At 41.3% G+C, this 23,926-nt stretch carries 20 protein-coding genes and 1 tRNA gene; 3 read left to right on the top strand and 18 right to left on the bottom strand.

Annotated features, from left to right (window positions below):
- Positions 1-73: 73 nt before the first annotated feature.
- A complete protein-coding gene (locus A9260_RS00755) occupies positions 74-2,947 on the top strand; it encodes a zinc-dependent metalloprotease (RefSeq protein ID WP_068695209.1) in 2,874 nt (957 codons plus the stop codon).
- A gap of 180 nt (positions 2,948-3,127) precedes the next feature.
- Here A9260_RS00755 and glpD read toward each other — a convergent pair whose 3' ends face one another.
- From glpD to A9260_RS00735, 4 genes are all read right to left on the bottom strand, one after another.
- On the bottom strand, positions 3,128-4,675 hold the full coding sequence (gene glpD, locus A9260_RS00750; RefSeq protein ID WP_068695207.1) for a glycerol-3-phosphate dehydrogenase: 1,548 nt from the start codon (positions 4,673-4,675) through the stop codon (positions 3,128-3,130).
- A gap of 192 nt (positions 4,676-4,867) precedes the next feature.
- The gene (locus A9260_RS00745; RefSeq protein ID WP_068695205.1) at positions 4,868-5,635 is read right to left on the bottom strand and encodes a DeoR/GlpR family transcriptional regulator; all 768 of its coding nucleotides are present in this window, start codon (positions 5,633-5,635) and stop codon (positions 4,868-4,870) included.
- A gap of 175 nt (positions 5,636-5,810) precedes the next feature.
- On the bottom strand, positions 5,811-7,325 hold the full coding sequence (glpK, locus tag A9260_RS00740; RefSeq protein WP_068695203.1) for a glycerol kinase GlpK: 1,515 nt from the start codon (positions 7,323-7,325) through the stop codon (positions 5,811-5,813).
- 58 nt (positions 7,326-7,383) lie between these two features.
- Complete coding sequence (locus A9260_RS00735; RefSeq protein WP_068695201.1) at positions 7,384-8,244, bottom strand: MIP/aquaporin family protein; 861 nt, start codon at positions 8,242-8,244, stop codon at positions 7,384-7,386.
- Between the two features lie 561 nt (positions 8,245-8,805).
- Here A9260_RS00735 and A9260_RS00730 point away from each other — a divergent pair.
- Complete coding sequence (locus A9260_RS00730; protein ID WP_068695199.1) at positions 8,806-9,366, top strand: ricin-type beta-trefoil lectin domain protein; 561 nt, start codon at positions 8,806-8,808, stop codon at positions 9,364-9,366.
- 255 nt (positions 9,367-9,621) lie between these two features.
- On the opposite strand, the gene A9260_RS00725 is transcribed toward A9260_RS00730, so the two are convergent.
- The 4 genes from A9260_RS00725 to A9260_RS00705 form a co-directional block, all read right to left on the bottom strand.
- A complete protein-coding gene (locus A9260_RS00725; protein WP_068695197.1) occupies positions 9,622-11,964 on the bottom strand; it encodes an AAA family ATPase in 2,343 nt (780 codons plus the stop codon).
- Positions 11,930-12,619, bottom strand: coding sequence for an ABC-three component system middle component 1 (locus A9260_RS00720; protein WP_068695195.1), 690 nt, complete (start codon positions 12,617-12,619; stop codon positions 11,930-11,932). Before A9260_RS00720 ends, A9260_RS00725 begins: the two co-directional genes overlap by 35 nt.
- Positions 12,612-13,868: an ABC-three component system protein gene (locus tag A9260_RS00715; protein WP_068695193.1), complete on the bottom strand. Its 1,257-nt coding sequence runs from the start codon at positions 13,866-13,868 to the stop codon at positions 12,612-12,614. Before A9260_RS00715 ends, A9260_RS00720 begins: the two co-directional genes overlap by 8 nt.
- Before the next feature lie 935 nt (positions 13,869-14,803).
- Positions 14,804-14,891, bottom strand: a tRNA-Ser gene (locus A9260_RS00705).
- A 216-nt stretch (positions 14,892-15,107) separates the two neighbouring features.
- On the opposite strand from A9260_RS00705, the gene A9260_RS00700 reads away from it, so the two are divergent.
- Positions 15,108-15,677, top strand: a complete 570-nt coding sequence (locus tag A9260_RS00700; RefSeq protein ID WP_068695188.1) for a UPF0149 family protein — start codon at positions 15,108-15,110, stop codon at positions 15,675-15,677.
- Positions 15,678-15,758: 81 nt separating this feature from the next.
- Here the strand turns inward: A9260_RS00700 and nadA are convergent, their stop codons facing one another.
- The 10 genes from nadA to cydB form a co-directional block, all read right to left on the bottom strand.
- Positions 15,759-16,820 carry a quinolinate synthase NadA gene (gene nadA / locus A9260_RS00695; RefSeq protein WP_068695186.1) on the bottom strand — a complete coding sequence of 354 codons (1,062 nt, stop codon included), beginning with the start codon at positions 16,818-16,820 and terminating at the stop codon, positions 15,759-15,761.
- A gap of 113 nt (positions 16,821-16,933) precedes the next feature.
- A complete protein-coding gene (ybgF, locus tag A9260_RS00690; protein WP_068695184.1) occupies positions 16,934-17,728 on the bottom strand; it encodes a tol-pal system protein YbgF in 795 nt (264 codons plus the stop codon).
- A gap of 15 nt (positions 17,729-17,743) precedes the next feature.
- Positions 17,744-18,301 carry a peptidoglycan-associated lipoprotein Pal gene (gene pal, locus A9260_RS00685; RefSeq protein ID WP_068695182.1) on the bottom strand — a complete coding sequence of 186 codons (558 nt, stop codon included), beginning with the start codon at positions 18,299-18,301 and terminating at the stop codon, positions 17,744-17,746.
- A gap of 36 nt (positions 18,302-18,337) precedes the next feature.
- The gene (tolB, locus tag A9260_RS00680; protein ID WP_068695180.1) at positions 18,338-19,687 is read right to left on the bottom strand and encodes a Tol-Pal system beta propeller repeat protein TolB; all 1,350 of its coding nucleotides are present in this window, start codon (positions 19,685-19,687) and stop codon (positions 18,338-18,340) included.
- Between the two features lie 10 nt (positions 19,688-19,697).
- The gene (tolA, locus tag A9260_RS00675) at positions 19,698-20,753 is read right to left on the bottom strand and encodes a cell envelope integrity protein TolA (RefSeq protein WP_068695179.1); all 1,056 of its coding nucleotides are present in this window, start codon (positions 20,751-20,753) and stop codon (positions 19,698-19,700) included.
- A gap of 13 nt (positions 20,754-20,766) precedes the next feature.
- The gene (tolR, locus tag A9260_RS00670; protein WP_068695176.1) at positions 20,767-21,210 is read right to left on the bottom strand and encodes a protein TolR; all 444 of its coding nucleotides are present in this window, start codon (positions 21,208-21,210) and stop codon (positions 20,767-20,769) included.
- Positions 21,211-21,213: 3 nt separating this feature from the next.
- A complete protein-coding gene (tolQ, locus tag A9260_RS00665) occupies positions 21,214-21,897 on the bottom strand; it encodes a protein TolQ (protein ID WP_068695174.1) in 684 nt (227 codons plus the stop codon).
- Position 21,898: 1 nt separating this feature from the next.
- Positions 21,899-22,309, bottom strand: a complete 411-nt coding sequence (gene ybgC, locus A9260_RS00660) for a tol-pal system-associated acyl-CoA thioesterase (RefSeq protein WP_068695172.1) — start codon at positions 22,307-22,309, stop codon at positions 21,899-21,901.
- Between the two features lie 353 nt (positions 22,310-22,662).
- Positions 22,663-22,773, bottom strand: a complete 111-nt coding sequence (gene cydX, locus A9260_RS00655) for a cytochrome bd-I oxidase subunit CydX (RefSeq protein WP_068695170.1) — start codon at positions 22,771-22,773, stop codon at positions 22,663-22,665.
- Positions 22,774-22,786: 13 nt separating this feature from the next.
- Positions 22,787-23,923 carry a cytochrome d ubiquinol oxidase subunit II gene (gene cydB / locus A9260_RS00650; RefSeq protein WP_068695168.1) on the bottom strand — a complete coding sequence of 379 codons (1,137 nt, stop codon included), beginning with the start codon at positions 23,921-23,923 and terminating at the stop codon, positions 22,787-22,789.
- Positions 23,924-23,926 lie beyond the last annotated feature (3 nt).

Below are 23,926 nucleotides of genomic sequence, written 5' to 3'. Positions count from 1 at the left end.
CGGCAATGCTATCAATGTTGTTCCTTATTACTGGCAAGAACTGCGTCGTGCGTTCACTGGTGGTAAGTTCACTATGCAACAACTTAACTTGCAAGTGAAACAACCTGCAACTTATACTGCGGCAAAGCATAGTCTAACAGTTGGGCAAGCAAAAAATGTAATTACTCCAGTTGCATCGGATAGTTACCTAGTGGGTAATAAACTGACTCACTTTAGTAAACTATTATCTGGTGGATTTGATGTGCTGTCTTCTAGTCAGACCAATGACCTAGCACAGCATAAAACAGCCAACAGCATCTATGATGATGTTGAAAATGACCAACAGGTATCCCTAGCCCGCCTTGCACAGCAACAACAAGAAGATCTATATACATTAGGTCATAACAATATGTTGAGCACCCAAGCATTAGAGCACACTTCATTTGGTCACGGTGACTACCGTACTCTACCAAAAGGTGTTCGTGAGCTAGACGGTCAAAAAGCGAACCTTTATCGTATTGACTGGAGTAAAGACAGCTACTATACCGACAGTACTCATACTAAATTGAAAAACTTTAAAGACTTAACGGTTGCTGACCAACAAGACTTAAAAGTGAAACTGTCTGCAGCTATTTTTGCTAGTACGCTAACGCATGAAATGGGACACAGCCTAGGGCTTCGTCACAACTTTATGGGTAGTATGGATGCGCAAAACTACAACTTTACTGATCAAGACATGACAGCGCTGAAGAGCAAACTTGCCGCAGTGGGTTATCCAAACATTGAGCCTCATTCAAACTCAAGTAGCCACATGGAATATAGCATAAATGCTTACTCTATTGGTTTTGGTCCATATGATATGGCAGCGTTACGATTTGGCTATGCTCGCCAAGTTGAGCTAACAAATGATGCTCTTAGTCATCTAGCCAATGGACAATATGCTTTACCAAAAAACTTACCTATTACTTCTGACCATTACGCCTCACTAGTAGAACGAGATGATAAGCACCGTAGCGGAATTGCCAGTATTGAAGGTCATAGTGAAAGCTTAGATCAATACTCTCGCGGTGTTCTTAGTGGCTTACTATCATTAATGAAGAGTTATCAATATTGTACCGATGAAAATACTTTCCTAACTCATACATGTAACCGTTTTGATGCAGGTTTTACCGGCTCTCAAATTACACACAACATGATTGAAAGTTACAAAGCGAGCTATCTAGATTCAAACACTCGTAATAATCGTGACAACTTTGGTATCAATTACCTGACCTATTACACCATTACTCGTATAAATATATTCAGCGCACTGCAGGCGTTTATTGATGATTCACACGATCTAATGGCGGATGGTGAAAGTGGTTTAAAATTATCAAACCAAAACATAATCAATACCGTTATTGGCGAATGTCATACTCAAGACCCGGACACAGGTAAGTACGATGAAGCCAATATTCCGACTCTTATGTCTCTCTATAATGATATAGAAATATCTAGCTTGGTCTGTGACCTTGTTGATTCTACTCAGAATGGCCGTCAATTCTTGCTTGATACTGCCCTATCTCCAATTGAACGCCGTATTTCCGCAAATTATCTTGTAGATGGCATCCCGTATTCTCTTAACCTTCCACTTGATTCAGTTAAAAGTTTATACGTCAAAGCAAATGGTTCATTAGGCTTAGAGCCTGGAGAAGTATTACTAGATTCGGATAGTAATCCACAGCTTCTGCGTGACATGACACAATACGCTGTTGATCAAGTAACAGACAACAAAGGCAAGCTAATAGAAAAAGATACCGTTATAAAGGGTATCTCTATGAGTGCTAAAGTTGAGTTAACGGGTCAGTCTCTCAACAGTATGATTTCTGATACAGCAGATCCAAACCATCCATATGTTAATGATCGTGATGTACTGGGTGTATGGCCTGATAAACTGCTTGCAGTTAGAACGCTGCTCACCCGTAGTCAGTCACATATAACCACATCAAGCACAACGGCTTCATTGGTAGATAGTGCATTTACTGGTGAAATCCTGAAATTAGGCATATGTCGTCAAGCACTGGGTAATGTTTATCCCGAGCCTCAAGCTGTTGATAAAGATGATAATCCGGCGGTTGACGACAAAGGTAATCCTATACCTAACCCGGATGGTGGCAACCTTAGCGCTTGTCTATCAGTATTGAGCAGTGACATCTACAGTAATGGCTTCCAAGATCAAACATCATTAAACGCTGTTAATAGCGCTTATGCTGCGCAAAATGTATCTTATAACTCATTATTTGACTGGGCGACCACTAATATTGAAACTGTTCCATCATTTGCTTATCCAGTAGCATCTTACTTTAATCTACCAATTACTGGTAACGTAAGTCTATTAAGAGCAATGCTGAACCAATTTGTACTTGGCTCTTCGACTGATAATACCGGCGTTCAGCTCAATGCAACGTCAAAAGGCTATCGTGAATTTGCGAGTGTCTATGATGCTGATTCAATATATAACTATCAAACACCAATCATGGTTGATTTTAATAATCTAACTGATGAAAGTACTATTACTGATAATTTAGATAATTTAACATCACACAGCACCTCAGCTAAAAGCCTAGTTGTTCGTATGGTAGGGTCTAAAGAAGACTTTGTTATTAAGGAGAACAACCGATTAGCATTAGTATTGTTGCAAGCTTATTTCACTGCATCGGATGCAGTGCAAAATGACTCAAATCAATTACAACAGTTAAGCGCAACAAACGTTCCTCTTTTAACTGATGAGCAATTAGCGCAAGCTGCAGCGTTAAGTGACACTCAACTACAAGCATTAGGTGCTGACATAGTGAGCCAAGTTAGCTTAACTAAAGATTTACAAGTTAATCAGGCAACGGCTGAACGCTTAGCAAAAATCCTACAAACAATGCCACGCACAGATCGTAATGCAGAGCTCGATGATACTTCATTACTGGCAACTTACTAAGTTGTAGTGGATTCAAGTGTGTGGATAGAGGGTTTATCCCACCTCGTTTGATGATTTGGTATAAAGCGACTTCTTTTGGAAGTCGCTTTTTTTTGTACGTTTTTATCAAGATAAATTCATGCAATACATTCATTGGCGACACATCGCCTTTGATTAATATCAATTGCAGTCAATAGTCGATCAGCCCACTTCTGCCAGTGCCGGTTCAGTACAGTGACATGAGACATTATTCATGTAATTTTCGACTCGCTGTTGCTGCTCATCATTTAAATACAAGCCGAGCTTGGTTCTTCTCCACAATACATCCTGCGCTGTTTTACAAAATTCATACTTTATTAAGTAATCAATTTCAACTTGATAGACACCTTCAGAAAATTGTTGCCCCATATCAGCTTCACTGTTGATATGCTCTAACAATGTCCATGTTAATGAGCCAAATTGATTAACGTATCGATGGGCCGTTTTTTCAGAAAGCCAAGTATGCTTAGTGCGCAGGTTTTCAACTAACTGCTTTCTAGGGTAATCAAAATCCCCTCCAGGTAACGCAACCTCCTTTGTCCAACAAGAGCCCATCTTCGTGAAATATGGGTTAAGCATTTTCATTGCCGTTTCGGCCAGTTTTCGATACGTGGTCAGTTTCCCGCCAAAGATAGACAGTAATGGCGCTTGGTCCAACTCTTGCTCTAACTCTAAGGTGTAATCGCGAGTGATGGCCTGTGGCGAGCTAGATTCATCATCACACAGTGGACGTACCCCACTGTAGGTCCAAACCACATCATTACGCGCAATTTGCGAAACGAAGTGCTGATTCACCACATCCATTAAATACGTCACTTCCTCCTCAGAGATCGCGACTTTTCTTGGATCGCCCTTATATTCCACATCGGTCGTGCCAATAATTGAAAAGTCATCCATATACGGAATCACAAAGACAATTCTATTATCTTCATTTTGCAAAATGTACGCTTGTTCTTCATTATGAATTTTTGGCACTACAATATGCGAGCCTTTAACTAGGCGGATATTACGTGGGGATTCATCCTCTAAGCTGTCATCAAAAAATTGCTTAACCCAAGGGCCAGCCGCATTCACTAACGCTTTTGCTTGTCGCTCAAATCGACAACCGGTTTGCGAATCAAAGATCGTGACATTCCACATTCCATCCACACGAACCGCTTTTTCAACTCGGCAATAATTTCGGACTTCTGCGCCGTTCTTCTTCGCCGCCATTGCGTTTAAAACTACCAAACGCGCATCGTCCACCCAGCAATCCGAGTATTCAAAACCTTTTTTTATCTCAGGCTTTAGTAATCCAGAGGCCGCTAAATCAACAGAATGACTTGCAGGTAATGTTGTTCGTTTACCAAGATTGTCGTAAAGGAAGAGACCTGCGCGAATCATCCAAGCAGGGCGTAGAAACGGGCGATGAGGTAGACGAAATCTGACAGGCTTTGCAATGTGTGGCGCTTTTGCCAAAATGACTTCACGCTCTGCTAGTGCTTCTGAGACTAAACGAAACTCATAATGCTCAAGGTAGCGCAAACCGCCATGAATGAGCTTTGAACTTGCCGATGAGGTTGCCGAAGCAAAATCTGCTGCTTCATATAAACCTACGGTAAGCCCACGGCCTGCCGCATCAGCGGCAATCCCAGCGCCATTAATCCCCCCACCAACCACGATGACATCAAGTACTGTAGACTGCTGCTTCATTGGATTCTTATTATTCATAGTAGCATTTCCTAAAACTCTAAATGAGCGAACGAACATTTTATTTGATAACAAAACCATACATTAACTTTCGTTATCGGTCATTTATTATTTTCGCTTTCGAACGCTTAGTGTGATGGGGATAAAAAAATCCCTACTCTTTCGCAAGAGTAGGGATTTAATATGAATAAGCGATGACAAATTTATGGCAGATTATTGATCTAAAACTTCGAAGGGAATTTCGTTCTCTTGTAAAATAGTAACAATTTCAGGTGGCGGCGTTTGATCGGTAATCAGCATTTGTAATTCACTAATATTACCTAAATTAACCATGGCATTACGGCCAAACTTAGTAGAGTCAACTGCCACATAAACACTGCGACTATTTTCTATAATCACTTTTTTCACTCGAACTTCATGATAGTCAAAGTCGAGCAATGAACCATCATAGTCAATACCACTGATCCCCAAAATGCCAAAATCTAAGCGAAACTGGCGAATGAAATCAAGCGTTGCCTCGCCGACAATCCCCCCATCACGGTTGCGAACCTCACCACCGGTAAGAATGACTTTGAAATCAGGCTTAGCCATTAAAATAACCGCCACATTGATGTTATTGGTTACCACACGCAGATCTTTATGATTTTTCACCAGAGCCTTTGCCACTGACTCTGGGGTTGTTCCGATATCAATAAACAAGGTCGCACCATCGGGAATGTGTTTTGCTAAGGCTTCTGCGATGCGATCTTTTTCATTTAATTGCATGCTTTTTCGCGCAGTATATTCTGTATTTACCGAGCTTAACGGGATGGTTGCACCACCATGATGACGGCGAATTTTATTTTCATCAGCCAACTCATTTAGATCACGGCGAATCGTTTGCGGGCTAACTTTGAATTGCTCGACTAAGTCTTCTGTACTGACGTATCCATGCTGCTGTACGAGATTCACAATCTCTTGATGCCTTGAAGATAACTTCATGAATCGCTTCCTTAATATCAACTAGCTCACTTTATCTTGAGCGATAAAATAAGTGTAACGATAACCAGCAGAAGATGAAAATCTAAACACGCATTTGTATGAAATATCTTTCGAAAAAGAAAAGAGAAGCCAAATTAGCTTCTCTTTTGTTGATTAAACCATCAATTTAGAGCGTTTACTCTTCATTGTGCATCTCAGCCCACGCTTGAGCACATTTTACTGCTCGTTTCCAACCACGATAGCGTTGATTACGCTTCTCCTCGTCATGGTGTGGTTCAAACGAACGATTAATGATAGCTTTGCCTGCCAATTCATCCAAATCGCCCCAGTAGCCAACCGCAAGCCCTGCAAGATAAGCGGCGCCTAACGCGGTAACCTCAGTCACTTCCGGTCGATGCACTGGAACATCCAATACATCCGATTGAAATTGCATTAAGAAGTTATTGGCAACAGCCCCGCCATCAACACGCAAGGATGACAACTTAATGCCCGAGTCAGCTTGCATCGCATCAATAACATCACGAGTTTGATAAGCGATACTCTCAAGCGTTGCGCGAATAATATGATTTGAACCACAGCCTCGGGTTAAACCAACAATAGTGCCGCGAGCGTAAGCATCCCAATAAGGTGCGCCTAAACCGGTAAATGCTGGCACGACATACACACCGTTTGACGAGTCTACTTTTGTCGCAAAGTATTCACAATCCTTAGCATCGGCAAGTAATTTCATTTCATCGCGTAACCATTGAATGGATGCACCGCCCATAAACACTGCTCCCTCCAGCGCATAAGACGCTTCACCGCGTGGGCCACAAGCAAGAGTGGTTAATAGGCCGTTGCTGGAGGTTACTTTCTCTTTTCCCGTATTCATCAACAGGAAACAGCCCGTGCCATAGGTGTTCTTAGCTTGGCCTTGTTCGACACACATTTGCCCATAAAGCGCCGCTTGCTGATCTCCGGCAATACCGGCAATAGGAATACGTGTTCCACCTTTACCGCCAATGTTGGTTTCGCCGTAGACTTCCGATGATGTTTTAACTTCAGGCATCATTGAAAGAGGAATACCAAGCTCTTTTAATAATGTTTCATCCCACTGCAACGTATTGATATTAAATACCATGGTACGAGAGGCGTTGGTGTAGTCAGTAACGTGAACACGTCCTTGAGTCATCTTCCATGTAAGCCAGGTATCAATCGTGCCAAATAACAGCTTTCCGGCTTGTGCATCTTCACGAGCGCCTTCAACATTGTCCAAAATCCACTTAATTTTGGTACCCGAGAAATACGGGTCAACCACCAGTCCCGTGTTATCACGAATATAATCGGATAAACCGGCTTCTTTTAGTTTGTCACACACCTCTGCGGTGCGGCGACACTGCCACACAATTGCATTGTAAACAGGTTTGCCCGTTTCTTTATTCCAGACAACCGTCGTCTCACGTTGGTTTGTAATGCCGATAGCCGCGATTTGATCACTGCGAATACCTGCTTTGGCTAGCGCCTCAACCATGGTTGAACTTTGCGTTGCGTAAATTTCCAGTGGATCATGCTCAACCCATCCTGCTTGAGGATAGATTTGAGTAAATTCACGCTGAGAAGTGCTGACTATATTGGCATCATGGTCAAGAATTACGGCGCGAGAACTGGTCGTGCCTTGATCCAATGCAACAATATATTTTTGCTCAGTCATGATGGATTCCTTTTATTAAATTTGTAGGGATTTTCTCGTTATATTTTTTAATCAGCTATTATGCTTGAGCGATGGTCTCAGCTTCTTTATTTGATGAGTCACATTGATTCGGGATTGTGCACCCCTGCCCTGACGTCGGCAAATATGCACCAATCATTTTAGGGTAAGCCCAACCACCAAAACAAGCACCCGCGATTGGCGCTAGGATTGGAATAATGAAATAAGGGATCTCTTTAGCACCGGTCAAAGCATAATCCCAGCCTGCAAGGTAGGCAAAAAGCTTAGGAGCAAAATCACGCGCAGGGTTCATAGCAAAACCAGTTAAAGGACCAAGTGAGCCACCAATAACGGCGATCAAGAGACCAATAAGTAATGGATTCATTGGACCACGTGGCGCGCCATTATGTCCATCTCCTAGGGCTAGGATGACAAACATCAAAACAGCGGTAATCACAAATTCAACACTAAACGCGCCAAGCATAGATAAAGAGGGATGAGGATAAGTGGAAAATATACCAGCGGTTGATAGTGCAACTTCACTACTTCTTAGAAAGCCATGCGCAATTTCATAATCTGTAAACAGATTAGCGTATAATGCATACACCAACGCAGCCGAGCAAAATGCCCCCAGCAACTGCGCAATAATGTAAGGTAGCACCTTAGCCTTATCAAACCCATGAAAAGCAGCCAAAGCAATAGTCACCGCAGGGTTAATATGTGCGCCCGAAACACCGGCACTCACATAAATAGCAATGGCGACACCTAGCCCCCACATAATGCTCACTTCCCACTGACCAAACTCAGCACCAGTAAGCACTAATGCAGCCACACACCCCACACCAAAAAAGATCAGTAATCCCGTTCCTATAAACTCGGAAACACATTCACCAAACAGTGTGTACTGTTTATCTTTCACCATATTTCATTCCCTTTGTTTCATTTTATAATTATTAGAAGAGTTTCGTTATTCACGTTAAGCATGAAGAAATGTACTCTTTTTATTCACAAATGAAACAATATCGACAACAAAATGAGCGTTCGCGCCTTTATGGCTAACTTTTGAATGTAAAAAGTCTGATTTGGCACACAGAATAGGCAAACGAGCAGGTATGACCAGACTGGAAGCAATCAACCATTTTAGTTATTGATAGATGTTATTTAGGTAAAACTAGTCAGTTACCTCCGTCTCACCCTTAACCTATCCCTAGTAATGACCACTCGATATCGCAGCCTCATCAATGATTCATAGAGCCTAACAAACTAGGCAGATTACCGTTACAAACGCATGCAAGAAATGTCAATTTGAGCTAATACTCACACATCATAAAATGAATTTATTAATCAGTTGTCACCCATTAAAATTCTGCTATCGTTGCGAAAACCAGTTGCACATCGTACTGCTTCGTACTCTCATTTACGTGCATTCATGCGCTACGAAAAACCATTTTTATAAAGCTATTTGTTCTTTAAAGGGAACCCTATGAACGCTTCCATTTTCAAAGTTTCAGTATTATCACTATTTATCTTCACCGCTGGACACGCCTCTGCAAGTGAGCTCAACATTCCTACAGAAGCTCCGTACATTTCACTTAGTCAAAATTTAGACGAACCAAATGGCTACGGTTTTTGTCTGGATACTTTTGGACGTGGCTACTCAGAGCTAATGCACACGCACACTTGTAAGCCACCTTCAAAAGATAAAAATGCACCACGAAATAACTCAAGCAATGATGCAAGATTTGAATACGATACAAAAACCAAACAAATCCGTTCTTACGCTTACGAAAACCAATGCATGCAAGTACTTCTAGCAACTGGAAAAACAGAATTCGCCCTACTGGAATGCAGCAACCACCCACACCAAAAATTTGACTACAACACCACAGACAAAACCATCAGACTAGACGTAGACCAAAACCGCTGCCTATCCATAGACACAAAAACCATCAAAGCTGGCCCGTGGGTTAAGCGAACGCTACAACTGACAGAGTGTGATAAAACTGAAGATTCATTGAAGCAATGGGATGTCGTTGCGAGTTAATAAAGTGGGATGTGTCCCTCCACTGTGTCCGTGTCGACATAGAAGGTAATGTCTAGATGTGAAAAAGCCCTGATAAACAGGGCTTTTTCTAATGTGGAGGGAGTGAGGGAGTCGGTCAAACACTATATCCACTTGATAATTAACGAGTTATAGCAAGTCGACTTTGGGGAATATACAACCTGTCATACATGTCAAATTCGTGAACTTAATCACATACAATCACTCAAATTGCTTCAGCCATCTCACATGGAAGTGTTAGTGAATATCATTATCAACTACAGTTAATTTGCACTTATCTAACAAATTAACTTGTTTTCTAGAAAGACCTGCTTTCCCGTAGCGATAACACAAGTAGTCGGAAATATCCTGTTCATGAGTCGAAATAATCACTTGCCTATCTCTCAGTTCGACTCGGAGCAAGTCACTAAACGACGCAATGTTAATTTCATCCATACACTGCGTTGGATCGTCAATAAACACAAACGCCGTTTTGGCATACTTCTTATTCAACGCTAGAAATAACGACAATGACAGAGCACTTATCTGCCCGCTGCTCATAGACAGAGTTGCATCATGTTGCGAGTCACGTACTGTTGTAAAACTCATTGCAGCGGTTTTTCTTTTAGCACTTGGTGTATCAATAAATACTCCTAAGCCACTCTGATAATTTTGTAGTAAACGCCCACTATATATGTGAAAAAGTGACTCCATTTGACCAATCGTTCGATTAGTATAGTCCGTTTGTGCGTGTTTTAACTGAGTCTCTATTCGTTCTAGCTGTGTTCCCAATTTACCCAAATGCTCTACTTTATCGGCACACAGTCTCACTTCTTTTTTTCTATTTGAAATAGAAGCATTTATCGTTAAGTTATGTTGCTGCTGAATATAGTTTTGCTTTAGCTCTATCAGTTCCTCAGACAGTTTATCTAACTTGCCTAATTCCCCAAATTGGTTAACGAAGAAGTTAAGCTCATGGTCCGTTATTATATCCTCTTCTGGTTCGAGTGACTTGAAGATTGCCTTCTTAACTTTTGATACCTGTTCTTCTTGAACTTCTGCTTCTAGTACATACTGTTTCGGCAGCTCAACCCCCTGTGCAATCAACTTTTTCCCTATCAACTCTAACCTCTGAGCTTGATGTTCATGCATTATTAACTCAGAGTGTAATGCCCCTTCGTATTCATTCCTAGCCATCTCTAGCAGCGGAAAATATTTACCTTTTAACGGACTTAAAATAGCCTCAATGGCTAGATAGCACTGGCTAATTTGTAGAGCAATTCCATCTAACTGCTGCTTTAGTTGAGCTGTTTTCACATCAATAGCAGATACCAATAATGCATTTTCTTGGTAGTCATAACCACAAAGTGGACAATCCTGATCGTCACTACCGGAAGCTTGAAGTAATTTTGTCCGTAATTGCATCACTTCGGCTTGCTTCTTACTAACACCGCCGTGTTCTAGAAGCAGTTTATTTTTGTCCTGTAACAACTTAACAAGCTCTACAGAATAATGTGTTTCGAGGTATGGCGATAAAATTGAACTATGCGATGAGGAGAGCTTTGAAATCTCTATATTTAGCGTATTACACAACTTTTCTAGTTTGTCTAATTGTGTTTTATTTTTATTCAAGCTTGAAAGCCTATCAAACTGATGATGGAGCCTAACAGCTAAATCAAATTCATCCCGTATAGTAAAATCAATTTTTTGCTTATTTCTCATTCTCTTTGCTATTTCATACCTACCAATGTAAGTACGTTTTAACAGGCTTACTTGCTCCAACAACTGAGCAATGTTTTTGTAATTATCGATCGTAAAGGGATGTTCCAGATCCCATTGAGGTGTGACATTTAAGTCAGTTAATTTCGTATAAGCTACCTGCGCAGAATCACTTACCGTTAAGGTCTGTTGAAGCTCTTCTAGTAAAGCTTGTTGAGCTTGATTCTCCCCTTCCGCTTTTTTAAGTTGGTCTCTGGACTCAGATTTTAGCTTACCAATGTTATCAATTCGTTTTTCTAACTCATCAAGATTGAGAAGATGGCTTATTTGATCTGTTCTTTTTCTATTATCGCATGCATCCGGAATAACAATGGATTTACTATCTTGCTGAAGATAGTTGAGCACTGAAAAGTTACTCAAAAACTTGTCGCCTAGTTTTTCCGCCCAGAATTGTTTTTCATCAACAATCAGTCTTGGCTCAGCACTTTTATCAAAACTTGTTAACTCATAGAGCTTGAACTCTTCAAAACTATTGGGTTTGTTTTTACTGGCATCTAAATCCACTTGCTTCGCCAGTCTCATTACATAGATTGACTCACTTTCTTTTCTGAGCTCTGCGACTATTGAGATATCTTCTTGGCTATTATGATTTTGATATATGCTTCTATTAAAAGTCTTGTTGCCAACTTTAAGCGCACCATGCCTGGCTACGATCCTTGGAAGTTGCTTGCAAAAAAGAAGTTGCTTGGCATCAAATAAAGAAGTTTTACCAAAACCATTCGGCCCATCGTAAACGATTAGATCTGATGAGTAGCTTTCTTCAAACTCCGAGAATACTTTAAAGCCATTAATCTTCAGCTTGTGAATTCGCCATTTTTTCACGAATATACTCCTCAACCATTACTTTGTAATTACTTCCATTACCTACTATCAACTCTTCAAACTCATTGTTTACCCCCAATAAATCCACAGTTCTCAGGTAATCATCTGCAAGTCTACAAGGATCGTCTAACTCAGATTCATCTACAGGGACAGACAAAAAGGGCAACTTAATAAAAATACGGCTAGCTATACCGTATTCTGACTCAGCCAAAGGTGACTTTTTATACAGACTAAATTTACTTTGATCTTTTATTAAATTTGCAATGCTATTCGCATCCATCTCATTCAAAAGAGCCAATTCTGCTTGTGAGAAATACAACACATGCTTTTTAAAGCTATAGCCATCTTCTTCCAGAGAAAAAACTTCGCTTTCATAGCCTACGATATCCGATAAACGATCTAACTCAAACAGAACCAGAACATCTGTATTTTTAGCAAAAGCTGGTAATTCCCTTAGCTCATCAGGAGTATTTGCCAACACCCATTGGTTAAGCTCACTCGGTTTCATCAATTTCGCCACTTGTGCTACAACTAAAAACCGTTGGTAATCCGTTGATGTTGCTCGATAAAAAGAAAACTGCTCTGCAGCTTGTTCAACTAACTCAAACTGACAAGGAGAGTTACTTGATAATGTTGTAATTATTCGATTAATCATTTATTTCATCACTTGCGTCGCGAACTGACACAAACCTCACATTGTTTATTTTTGTAATTCGGTTTTTATTGTTTTCAGAAATCTCTGTAAATTTACCAGTAGCACTACATTTACTACTAAGTGGAAATGGAGCGCTATCCATATGTACAACTAGATTATCGTAGTCATAGAGCACATCTTGTATGGTCAGGTTTCCACGAAGAGCATCAACATTTTTTTGAATTTGCTCTACGTCTAACTTCTGATTTAAAAAATCAAACTTCATTGCTGTAGGAAGAAACGAACCAAGTCCGCTTTTGAAATAGTGTGGTAAGTCTTCAGACGTTTTAACTCCCATGATACTGATAATTATTCTTAAATAAGTATCTACAGTATCATTACTAAAACCAGCTAAAGTGATTTCCTTTTGATTTGGCTTTTTTGAATAGTAGAGTCGAGTTAAGGCAGGAGTATCCATATTAGCTACTGCAAATCTACACTGACAAATACCATTCAAATCAATAGATTCATTTTCTTGAAGGCTATCTAGTATTTGATCAGTTCTGTTCAAAAGAGTTTTTCTAAACTCGAACAGAATTGCTGCATGATCATCACTATGAATTACCTCAGAACGCAAACAATCTACTATCTCCGCAAAATAAACTGGAATAGATTCTGCCGCTTCGAACTTGTTCATCGACTCATGCTGATTTCGATAATGAGCTAAGTTAACTCGCCCTGCCAATAATACATGCAACTTAGCCAGTTTATGCGCAATCAGTAATTCTGTAGATGGTAGCCCGTATGATTGAAGGTACTGGGCAACAATTTCATTGAGTTTAGTATCGATAGAGTTCGTTTCAACATAACAACGTTCATCATGGTACTGATAAAACTGAACAAGGTGCTCACCATTAGCGTCATTAGCAGCTCTATCAGAAAAGTCATCAAGCCCCACTGAAACGTGAAACCATCTAACAGTATTTCCGTTACACCTTGCTGATACTTTTGACGCTTGCTGTAAAGCAGAATTATATGAATAACGCTTATCATTCTTCATCGCCTTTACTTGATGAAGAGACAAAACGTTACCACTGCGATCGTGGATAACAAAATCATCTAAGTGCTCGACATTTAGGGAATGTGCTTGAAGATCCCGTTGTACTAGAAGACGCAGCGCGTGATATAAGGCGACTTTTCCCTGATATATAAAGCCACTCCAAGCCGGGATGGCGCTACTGTTGATAATCTGAGAAGATACTTCTGTCAATCTAGATATTCCTTTTCATAAATGGTCCAGTGTTTTCAAACTTCACAGTCATGTACAACGCCAAACCTAAACTTGTACTAATCAAAAGCCCACTCAGCTCTATTTTATGTAATGCTATTGCATATCAGCCTAAAAGACCATGATAAGAAAAAGGAAATTGACAATAATCCAAACCTAAAAATTGAATGCCTCAAAATATAGCATCATCACATGTGTAATCTGCTTGCAACTAGATGCTTTTTACAAACTCACTTCAATCACAATACTCACGATTACAAGTCCTATCACATTACTCACTCAAATCCATATGCACCTATTGGCGCATTGGGTGTAATTTCTTCTTGTTGCTAAACAATGAGAGAACATTATGGCTATCAACTTCAACGAAAAAGTTCGAGGAACGAGGGTATATCGCAACGGAACCACGACTAAACCTCGCTCACTGGCTGAACCTGATAAAATTGCAGCTCAAGTACTTAGATATAAACGAGTTATAACAAGACTGATATTCCTGTTTAGACTTCGTAGATAAATCAGTTAATACATTGGTTATATCTTTAGGTAGGGATTCAGGTTTATTAATAACTTGTTCAATGGCTCTAGAATTAATTACAGGAGCTTGTTTAGTTTTACTAGATAGATTGGCTTTGTATTCACTGTAGATTGCTTTGATAGAGCTTACAGTTACTTCTGTAAGTAGTGAGATATGGTATGCAATGATTGCTGAATGATACTTTGCTTCTTTCTTACATTTAGTCTGTAAAGATAGTTTTGGTTGATACTGACGGTTAGAAATTCTGACCGAAAACCTGAAGTGATAGATACCAAAAGGTGACTTAACCAAGTACATAGTGTCTCTCTATTGTGTACGTGTTACGTAGAGAGGTAATGTCTAGATGTGAAAAAGCCCTGTATTAACAGGGCTTTTTCTAATGTGGCGGTGAGTGAGAGATTCGAACTCTCGATACGTTGCCGTATACACGCTTTCCAGGCGTGCTCCTTCAGCCACTCGGACAACTCACCGAATTTGAAGTGTTGACTGTGTGTGTCAACGAGGCGCTAATTTAATGATTTGTTGGCGGTTGGTCAAGTAGATTTGTGGAGTTTTTTTAAGGTTTTGGACTGTTTGAACAATTATTGTCTCATTGGGTGGAAATAGCGGGATTTGAGGGGATTTATCACGGCTTTTGATGTGTTAGGATTGATATACTATCGAAAACCTTTTTATGGATACACATTTTGGATTTAGCTCAGATTATTGCTCAGCCAGAGCTGGAAGATCGCCTTCTACCTTATCATCAAACTCTTGGGTTTATCACGGCTCTTGCCGCGGCGCCTAATACACTGGATCCTTCGCAGTGGATTGCTTATCTGTGGGGTGGCGATGAAAGTGCTCCTTTTACCGATGGTGAGCAGCTTGAGTCTTATTTAGGTGCGGTAATTGGTGTTTGGAATGCTACTCGCCCTGCCCTTTTTGAAGATACTTGGCAGTGGCCTGTTGAGTGTGACTTAAATGATCAAGAGATTGTCACTGAAGCGACTAAGCAGTTTTGTGAAGGCTTGCTACAAGGCTGGCAATTAGCGCAAGATGATTGGCAAACTTTGATGCCTCAAGACAGCCAAGACAATGCTCTACTGGGCGGCGTATTGCTTTCTATTAGCATGCTTTATGATCCTGAGACTTCACTTGCGACCCTTTCTGAAGAAGGCATGAACGGTTTGGATCAGTTTGTAGAAATCTTTAATGCTGTACCAATGATGCTATGTGGTTTAACCCAACGCGGCGCAACATTGGCTGCTGAGCAGTAAATATTGTAGTTATAACTAAAAAGCCCTCGCTATCAATATGCTAGCGAGGGCTTTTATCTATCTATAACCGAATCTAAAAGGTTAAGCGTTACCTTTCACTTTTAGGTTTAACTGCTCTGCAAAATCGAGCATGCGGTTTAATGGAATAAGAGACTTCACACGCACACTTTCATCAACGAATACTTCATGATCTGCGCCACCTTCAGTCAATGCTGACTCTATCGCTTTAAGGCCGTTCATTGCCATCCACGGGCAATGCGCACAGCTGCGACAAGTTGCGCCAGCACCTGCTGTCGGTGCTTCAATAAGCTCTTTCTCTGGCACTAACTGCTGCATCTTAAAGAAGATGCCCTTGTCAGTTGCGACAATGAGTTTGCTTTGAGGTAGCTCTTTAGCGGCTTTAATTAATTGGCTGGTTGACCCTACTGCATCGGCAAGCTCAACAACGCTGGCAGGTGACTCTGGATGAACCAAAATGGCCGCCTCTGGGAAAACCGCTTTCATGTCGCGAAGCGCTTTAGCAGAGAACTCATCGTGCACAACACACTCACCGTTCCAAAGTAGCATTTCGGCGCCCGTTTGGTTTGCGATGTAGGAACCTAAATGACGATCTGGTCCCCAAAGAATTGGAGTACCTTCTGCATCTAGGTGTTCGACGATTTCTAATGCAATGCTTGAGGTGACGACCCAATCAGCACGCGCTTTAACCGCAGCTGAAGTGTTAGCGTATACCACAACAGTATGATCAGGATGCTCATCACAGAATTTGCTAAATGCTTCCGCTGGACAACCCAGATCGAGAGAGCATTCTGCTTCTAGTGTTGGCATTAAAATGGTTTTTTCTGGGGTCAGGATTTTGGCTGACTCACCCATAAAGCGAACGCCTGCAATAATCAATGTTTTTGCAGGGTGACGATTACCAAACTTGGCCATTTCTAGAGAATCACCCACAAAGCCGCCAGTTTCTTCGGCTAGAGCTTGGATCTCAGGATCGGTGTAATAATGGGCAATCAGGACTGCATCTTTTTGTTTTAGCAGTGTTTTGATGCTCGCTTTATAAGCCTGCTTCTGATTTTCACTCAGTGGCACTGGCTTAGGCGGGAATGGATAAATTGTTGGTGCTGTTTCTAATATTTGGCTCATTACAATGCTCGTAACTTCCTTGAACTTCGGGCATTGTACACTGCTTTGAGTGAGCTTGCCAAAAGCAAAAAGCTCAACGGGTTAACGCTGAGCCTTTCCGTTATTCTTAATAATTATTTCAGCTTCGACAGTTTTTGTGTGGCTGAATTAGCAGACGCGGTATTAGGATACTCGGTAATGGCTTGCTGATAGTATTTCTTGGCAGCAGCGCCACTATTATTGCGCACGGCAATATCGCCTAGCTTAACTAGCGCATCAGCTCGTTTGTTCGAGTCTTTATAAGAGACGACAGAAGCAAATGCTTTAGCGGATTCAACGTCATTTTTCTTCGAAAAATAAAGCTGTCCTAACCAGTAATTCGCGTTGGCAGAATACACTGATTCAGGGAAATCTTTCTTAAACTTCTCAAGGGCAACAGTGGCGGCATCGTAGTCTTTATTTTTTAAAATAAGATCGACAGCACTTTGGTACGACTGTTGTTCATCTTGATTAGAGGAGTATTTTCCGCTTGTCGCAGGTGTACTTGACTCGACAGGGGCTTTCTTCACATTGGCAAGTTCGGTGCGCATGCGATCAAGCTCAATAAACAGCTCACGTTGTCGTTCGACAAGTTGACTTGTTTGATGATTGCTTCGTTCTAACTCACCACGTAATTCACTCAAATCCATCGATACTTCATCGAGGTGTTGTTGCAAATTCGCTTGTACTCGGTTGCTGTTTCTAAGCAGACGCTCCAGACGCTGAATCTCATCTTCTTTTGTTGCAGTAGCGGATTTTGACGTCGAGGTAGAAGTCGCAACATTACTGCTAGAGTTAAGATCGGATACGGGAGCTGGTGCGGCAAAGCTATAGCCTGCCACACCTGCTAGTAACGTAAGCGCAACTGCTCGCTTGTAGTTACTGATCATGTTTACTTCCTAAGATTAGTAAACTAGAACCGCACGACGGTTTTTCGCGTACGCTTCTTCTGATTGACCAAGCTGTAGAGGTTTCTCTTCACCGTAACTTACGATAGAAAGTTGGTCAGCTTGAACACCAGATGCTTGTAGGTAGTTAGATACTGCGTTAGCACGACGCTCGCCAAGTGCGATGTTGTACTCAGGAGTACCACGCTCATCCGCGTGACCTTCGATAGTCACTTTAACGTCTGGGTTTTCGCTTAGGAATTTAGCGTGAGCTGAAAGCATTTCTTCGTACTCAGAGCTAATTGTTGAGTTGTCGTATGCGAAGTAAAGCGTAGTGTTTTCACGCAGTGCTTTCTCAGCAACTTCACGCTCTTCTGCAAGCTTTTGCTCTTCAGTCATTGGAGATACAACTGTTGTATCAGTTGTTTCTGCAGGCGTTGCTTGAGTTTCTTGAGCATCTTGGTTTGTAGTTTGTGCATCTGAAGCTTTAGTTGCGTCATCGCTAGAACTACATGCTGTCATAGCCAGTACAGGAAGTGCGATTAGCAGTCCTTTTAAAACTTTATTAAGTTGCATTTTTTAATTTTCCTTATTGTATAAAAAGTAACGTCGTTACAAAAACGGTGACCAGGCGGGTGCTCTTACACGCCCATTGGTTGCTGGTAGTCTGGCTTTAAATCTTCCATCAATAGAAACCATCGATAGTACATTATTTTTGTTATACATCGAACTGTATATCACCATTCCTCCATTTGGAGCTATGCTCGGAGACTCGTCTAGTAGTGTCTTTGTCAACACTTGAACTGCTCCAGTCTCCAAATCCTGTTTCGCCAAATTAAAGCCTGAAGAAGACTGATTCACCATAATCATGAAACGCCCATCAGGGGTAATTTGACCACCCAAGTTTTGGTTACCTTGCCAAGTCAACCTCTTACTTGCACCACTGTCTAAATTTACTTGATAAATCTGAGGCTTACCACCCCTATCAGAAGTGAATATTAGAGATTTTCCGTCTGGATTCCAAAACGGTTCGGTATTATTGGCGCGACCACGCGTAATTTGTTTCAGTTTTCGCGAAGCCAAATCCATTGTGTAAACTTGTAAACTGCCCGTTTTCGATAGAACCAATGCTAACGACTTGCCATCTGGAGAGAATCTAGGAGCACCATTATGACGTGGGAACGAAGTCAGTTTCTCGCGTTTACCCGTGTAAATGTTCATCAAAAAGATTTCAGCATGACCATTTTGAAAGCTTACATAAGCAAGCTGACGTCCATCTGGAGACCACGCAGGAGACATTAGAGGCTGTTTAGATTTAAGAACCGAAAGTTCATTATAGCCGTCGTAATCTGCAATTCTTAATTGATATGGGTATCTATCTTTATCATTCACTACAACATAAGCAATCCGGGTTAAAAATGCACCTCTCTGACCGGTTAACTTTTTATACACTAAATCAGAAATAGCATGGGCTCTAGCACGAAGACGAGTACCAGATACCGTTACATATTTATCAAATAATATATGATCTTTAGATAGGACTAATTTTCCGCCTTGTAATGACTTAGACTGACCTTTCGTCAATGCTCCACGAACCGTATCTATCAGCGTGTATTGAACCTTATACTTACCATCCCCTGCATCGGTGATGGTACCGGTAAGCAGTGCATCAACCCCCATTGAAGTCCAAGCAGAATAATTGACGTCTTTATCTTGGTATGGGGTTTGTGGCATTTGGTTGGTTGCAACAGGGCTAAATTTACCACTGCGTTGTAAATCAGAGGCAATTACCGCTGACACATCATGAGGTAATTTCCCCGGCCCTTCCCACTTAAAAGGTACTATAGCAATTGGGCGGGCAGAGTTAACGCCTTCTGTAATTACAAGTTCAAGTGAAGCGTGAGCTATCGAAGCACTCAAACCACACATCATTACTAAGCTAATAAGTAATCGTTTAATCACCAGGTTTTCCTTATTCAGGTGCAACGGTTAAGTTAATATTTTTCAGTTTTTCAATCGCAGCTTCATCTTTAGGTAACGGGAAGCTAGCCACTTTCGACACAGCAAGTTTGGTTGCTCGGCATAAACCATTGTCGCCAGAAAGTGTTTTAAGATCACTCACGATAAAGGTTGAGCCTGCTTTGAGTAAACGTAGATTCACTCGGCAATTTTTACCTTTATATGAATCTTCTAATAACAACTCTCTTTGAATCATCTGTTTATACACTTCACCCATACGCGATACTTCATCAGTAATGGCGCGGCTACGAGCCGTAGAGTTATTTTGTGCTTCTGCCTCAAGACCTGAGAAAATATCGTTCAGTGCTGCCTCTTTCTCTTTACGCTCACGTTCAAGTTGCACTAAACGCGCTTGCTCTTTTTTGGCTTTTTCAGCTGCTTCTTTTGCCGCTTTTTCGTGAGCGATCTTCTGTTGCTCGGCTTTACGCGCTTTATCAGCTGCCGCTTTGGCTGCTTTCTCTTTTGCTATGCGATCGGCTTCGGCTTTAGCCGCTTTTTGTTTGGCTACTTGCGCCGCTTTTACCTTGGCGGCACGTTCTGCTTCTGCTTTGGCCGCTTTTTGCTTGGCGACTTTAGCTTGTTGTTCTTTTTTCTTGCGCTCAGTTTCGGCAACTTTGGCGCGTTTTTCTTCTTGTTTACGCTGCTTTTCTTTTAGTTGTCGATGTTGCTCAGCTTCTCTGGCTTTTTTCTCTGCGCGAGCTTTATCTTCGGCTAAACGACGAATGCGTTGTTCTTCAGCTTTGCGATTTTTTTCCAGCCGAGCACTTTTTTCTCTCAGCTTACGAATTCTGTCTTGCTCAGCTTTAGCGGCAGATTCTCGCTGCTGCCTTATGTGCTGAGCCTGTTGCTGAATAACATTAGGATCAATCACCACGGCCTCAACCATATTCGGTTTTGGCACAGGTTTTGACATATTAAATTTGGTGCCCCAAATCAAAGCAATAACCAAAAGCAGGTGAACGCCTAAGGATATTGCTAGGGATTTGATGAACTTCTTATCTTGTTTCATGGGCTATGAGATTCTATTCCTTGATATCCGTTAACAGGCCAACTTTGGTGATGCCTGCTTGACTTAATTCATCCAGAACTAAAACCACATTCGCATAAGAAGTCGACGCATCGCCCCCTACTGCAACCGGTGCATCAGGAGAAAGTGCTCGCTCTGCTTTTACTCGGACAACCACGTCTTCCATGCTCATCCCTCTTTGCATATCTTCATCATTAACACTTAAACCAAGCTCACCTTTGGCGTTGATTTCAATAATGATGAAGCTTGCTTCACTGTCACCAGCAAGCTCTTGAGCTGGTGTTGCGTTATGTGTTTTTGGCAACTCAACATCAACACCTTGTGTAATGAATGGCGAAGTCACCATAAAGATGATCAACAGCACTAACATTACATCAATGTAAGGTACAACATTGATTTCAGCAGTCAACTTACGCTTTTTTGGTTGATAACCCGCCATCAATTAGTTCCTTTCGCTCATTGCTTGACGGTGCAAAATAGCGTGAAACTCTTCTGAGAAGGTGGCGTAAGAGTGCTCAAGTTTACCCACTCGATTACTCAAGCGGTTATAGAACATAACAGCTGGAATAGCGGCAAAAAGACCCATTGCTGTTGCAATCAATGCTTCAGCAATACCTGGCGCTACCATTGCTAGCGTTGCTTGCTTTACCTGACCCAAGGCAATAAAGGCATGCATGATGCCCCATACCGTACCAAACAGACCGATATAAGGACTGATAGAACCTACGGTCGCCAAAAATGGCAGATTGGTTTCTAAATTATCCACTTCACGCGCAACGGATACACGCATCGCACGTCCTGTTCCTTCCATAATAAAATCTGGAGAACTGGCATTAGTGCGACGAAGACGAGCAAACTCAGTAAAGCCTGAATAAAAAATTTCTTCAATGCCTGTTAAGCTATCCTTACGAGCTTTTACTTCTTGATATAGTTTTCCTAGATCTTTACCAGACCAAAACTTATCTTCAAAACGACTCGTATGCGCATAAGCGCCTGAGATCACCTTACTGCGACTGATGATCATCGCCCAAGAGGCCACTGACATGCCAACCAAGGTAAGCATAACCAACTGAACTAATAGGCTAGCTTCTAAAATAAGATCAATAAAATTGATATCTGCGGACACTTTACGATAACTCCGTAATCATGAAATGGGGTATGGCCTGAGGCCTCATTTTGGCGGTATGAATACATGCTACCTTAACCATAGCTTTGCACAATACTTTGCCTTCTAGATTGACTATCTCTTGACAAAAATCCAGAGAAGCACGCTTTAATTGAGAAATATGTGTTAACACTGTCAATTCTTGGTCGAGTTTTGCACCTTGCAAAAAATCGATATCCATATGTCGAACGACAAAACCTACTTGTTCTCTCAACAATACTTCTTGAGACACACCTATTTGCCTTAACATTTCAGTTCGAGCACGTTCAAAATACTTTAGATAATTAGAGTGATAAACAATCCCACCCGCATCGGTATCTTCATAGTAAATTCGCACGGGCCAACGAAACATCGTTGTTTCAGCTTTTGGCATGACCTAGGTTCCTAATTTTCTCGCCTGTAATATACACAATGTATCTCTTTATTTTTTGCTCAACACGTTTTTTTTGAGACAGAGTGCACTTTCCTTGCTTAAGTGAGCAAAATTTGACTTATATCGCAATATTTATTAACAAATTCAGAGTTCTTAGGCTTAGAAAAGTTCAGTTTATACAAAGAGAATACGGCATCAGTCTATATCGTAATTATTTAACTATGATGATAGTCATTCAATACGCATGCGCAACTGTGACAAGAGATTCCCTATGCGATCATAAAAAGGGTCAGATTCATCAACATGAACCTGACCCTTATTAATCATAGTTAAAGACAATTTTAAGCAAAGAACTAGTCTTTCTTATCTTTATCCATCATTTCAGTGTGCTCTAACCATAGCGCGTTGATGATGCCAAACGCACACGCCAGCAATACACCTAATATCCAAGCAAAATACCACATACTTTATCCCTTCTTAGTAAAGTGAATTCTTGTTTTCTTCGATGAATTTCTCATCGATACGGCCAAACATTTTGTAGTAGGTCCAACTGGTGTAAGCCAAAATAATTGGAACCATAACAAACGCAATCACTGTAATGATGCTTAATGTCAACTCACTTGAAGTTGCATCCCACATCGTTAGACTCTGTGAAGGAATCAAGCTTGAAGGCATGACGAATGGGAACATTGCTAGACCAACGGTAAAGATGATGCCGGCAACGGTTAAGCTTGAGAAAAAGAACGCGCATGCGCCTTTTTCAAAGCGAGACGCGATAAGTGCTAGTAGAGGCATTACCACACCTAGTGCTGGTGCAATCCAGAACGTTGGGTTAGCGGCAAAGTTGTTTAACCAAGCACCTGCTTGTACCGCAACCTCTTTGTTTAGAGGATTAGACATCGCAGCGTGATCAAGCTGACTTGTTACCACATATCCGTCCATACCTTGAATGCAGAATCCACCAGCAACAAATAACGCAGCAGTCGTGAAACCGGTGATCTGCGCTACAGTACGAGCACGAGCATGAACGTTGCCAGAAGTCTTCATTTGTAGCCAAGTAGAACCTTGCAACACAATCATAGATAGACTGACCAAACCACACAGCAATGCAAATGGGTTAAGTAGCGCAAAGAAAGTTCCATGGTAACTCGACATCATGAATTCGTTTAGCTCAAATGGCAGTCCCTGTAACAGGTTACCAAAAGCCACACCAAAAATAATTGGCGGTACAAAGCCACTGATAGAGATACAAATATCCCAAGTGCTACGCCATTTTGGATCTTCAATCTTAGAACGGTAATCTAAACCGATAGGACGAAGCCAAAGCGCAGCTAAAGTTAGGATCATTGCAAAGTAAAAACCAGAGAATGATGTTGCGTAAACCAATGGCCAAGCCGCAAATAATGCGCCACCAGCGGTAACAAGCCATACTTGGTTGCCATCCCAGTGCGGCGCAATGGAGTTGATCATCAATCGACGTTCGCTATCGGTTTTACCGATAACAGGCACTAGCGCGCCAACACCCATATCAAAACCATCGGTCACAGCGAAACCGACAAACAATATGCCGATCAATAGCCACCATATAAATCTTAAAACTTCATAATCAAACATAAT

Origin of the sequence: Vibrio sp. UCD-FRSSP16_30 (assembly GCF_001676025.1) — a bacterium.
GTDB lineage: Bacteria > Pseudomonadota > Gammaproteobacteria > Enterobacterales > Vibrionaceae > Vibrio.
Note: the sequence above shows the minus strand (reverse complement) of the source record. Positions and strands in the feature narration are given on the sequence as shown.

Excerpts from the sequence above, each read along its gene's own strand:
- tolA (WP_068695179.1), bottom strand. The coding sequence starts at position 20,753 with ATGAAACAAGATAAGAAGTTCATCAAATCCCTAGCAATATCCTTAGGC.
- A9260_RS00730 (WP_068695199.1), top strand. The coding sequence starts at position 8,806 with ATGAACGCTTCCATTTTCAAAGTTTCAGTATTATCACTATTTATCTTC.
- tolR (WP_068695176.1), bottom strand. The coding sequence starts at position 21,210 with ATGGCGGGTTATCAACCAAAAAAGCGTAAGTTGACTGCTGAAATCAAT.
- glpD (WP_068695207.1), bottom strand. The coding sequence starts at position 4,675 with ATGAATAATAAGAATCCAATGAAGCAGCAGTCTACAGTACTTGATGTC.
- cydB (WP_068695168.1), bottom strand. The coding sequence starts at position 23,923 with ATGTTTGATTATGAAGTTTTAAGATTTATATGGTGGCTATTGATCGGC.
- A9260_RS00720 (WP_068695195.1), bottom strand. The coding sequence starts at position 12,619 with ATGATTAATCGAATAATTACAACATTATCAAGTAACTCTCCTTGTCAG.
- ybgF (WP_068695184.1), bottom strand. The coding sequence starts at position 17,728 with ATGATCAGTAACTACAAGCGAGCAGTTGCGCTTACGTTACTAGCAGGT.
- ybgC (WP_068695172.1), bottom strand. The coding sequence starts at position 22,309 with ATGCCAAAAGCTGAAACAACGATGTTTCGTTGGCCCGTGCGAATTTAC.
- A9260_RS00755 (WP_068695209.1), top strand. The coding sequence starts at position 74 with ATGCAACAACTTAACTTGCAAGTGAAACAACCTGCAACTTATACTGCG.
- cydX (WP_068695170.1), bottom strand. The coding sequence starts at position 22,773 with ATGTGGTATTTTGCTTGGATATTAGGTGTATTGCTGGCGTGTGCGTTT.
- nadA (WP_068695186.1), bottom strand. The coding sequence starts at position 16,820 with ATGAGCCAAATATTAGAAACAGCACCAACAATTTATCCATTCCCGCCT.
- A9260_RS00735 (WP_068695201.1), bottom strand. The coding sequence starts at position 8,244 with ATGGTGAAAGATAAACAGTACACACTGTTTGGTGAATGTGTTTCCGAG.
- pal (WP_068695182.1), bottom strand. The coding sequence starts at position 18,301 with ATGCAACTTAATAAAGTTTTAAAAGGACTGCTAATCGCACTTCCTGTA.
- glpK (WP_068695203.1), bottom strand. The coding sequence starts at position 7,325 with ATGACTGAGCAAAAATATATTGTTGCATTGGATCAAGGCACGACCAGT.
- A9260_RS00745 (WP_068695205.1), bottom strand. The coding sequence starts at position 5,635 with ATGAAGTTATCTTCAAGGCATCAAGAGATTGTGAATCTCGTACAGCAG.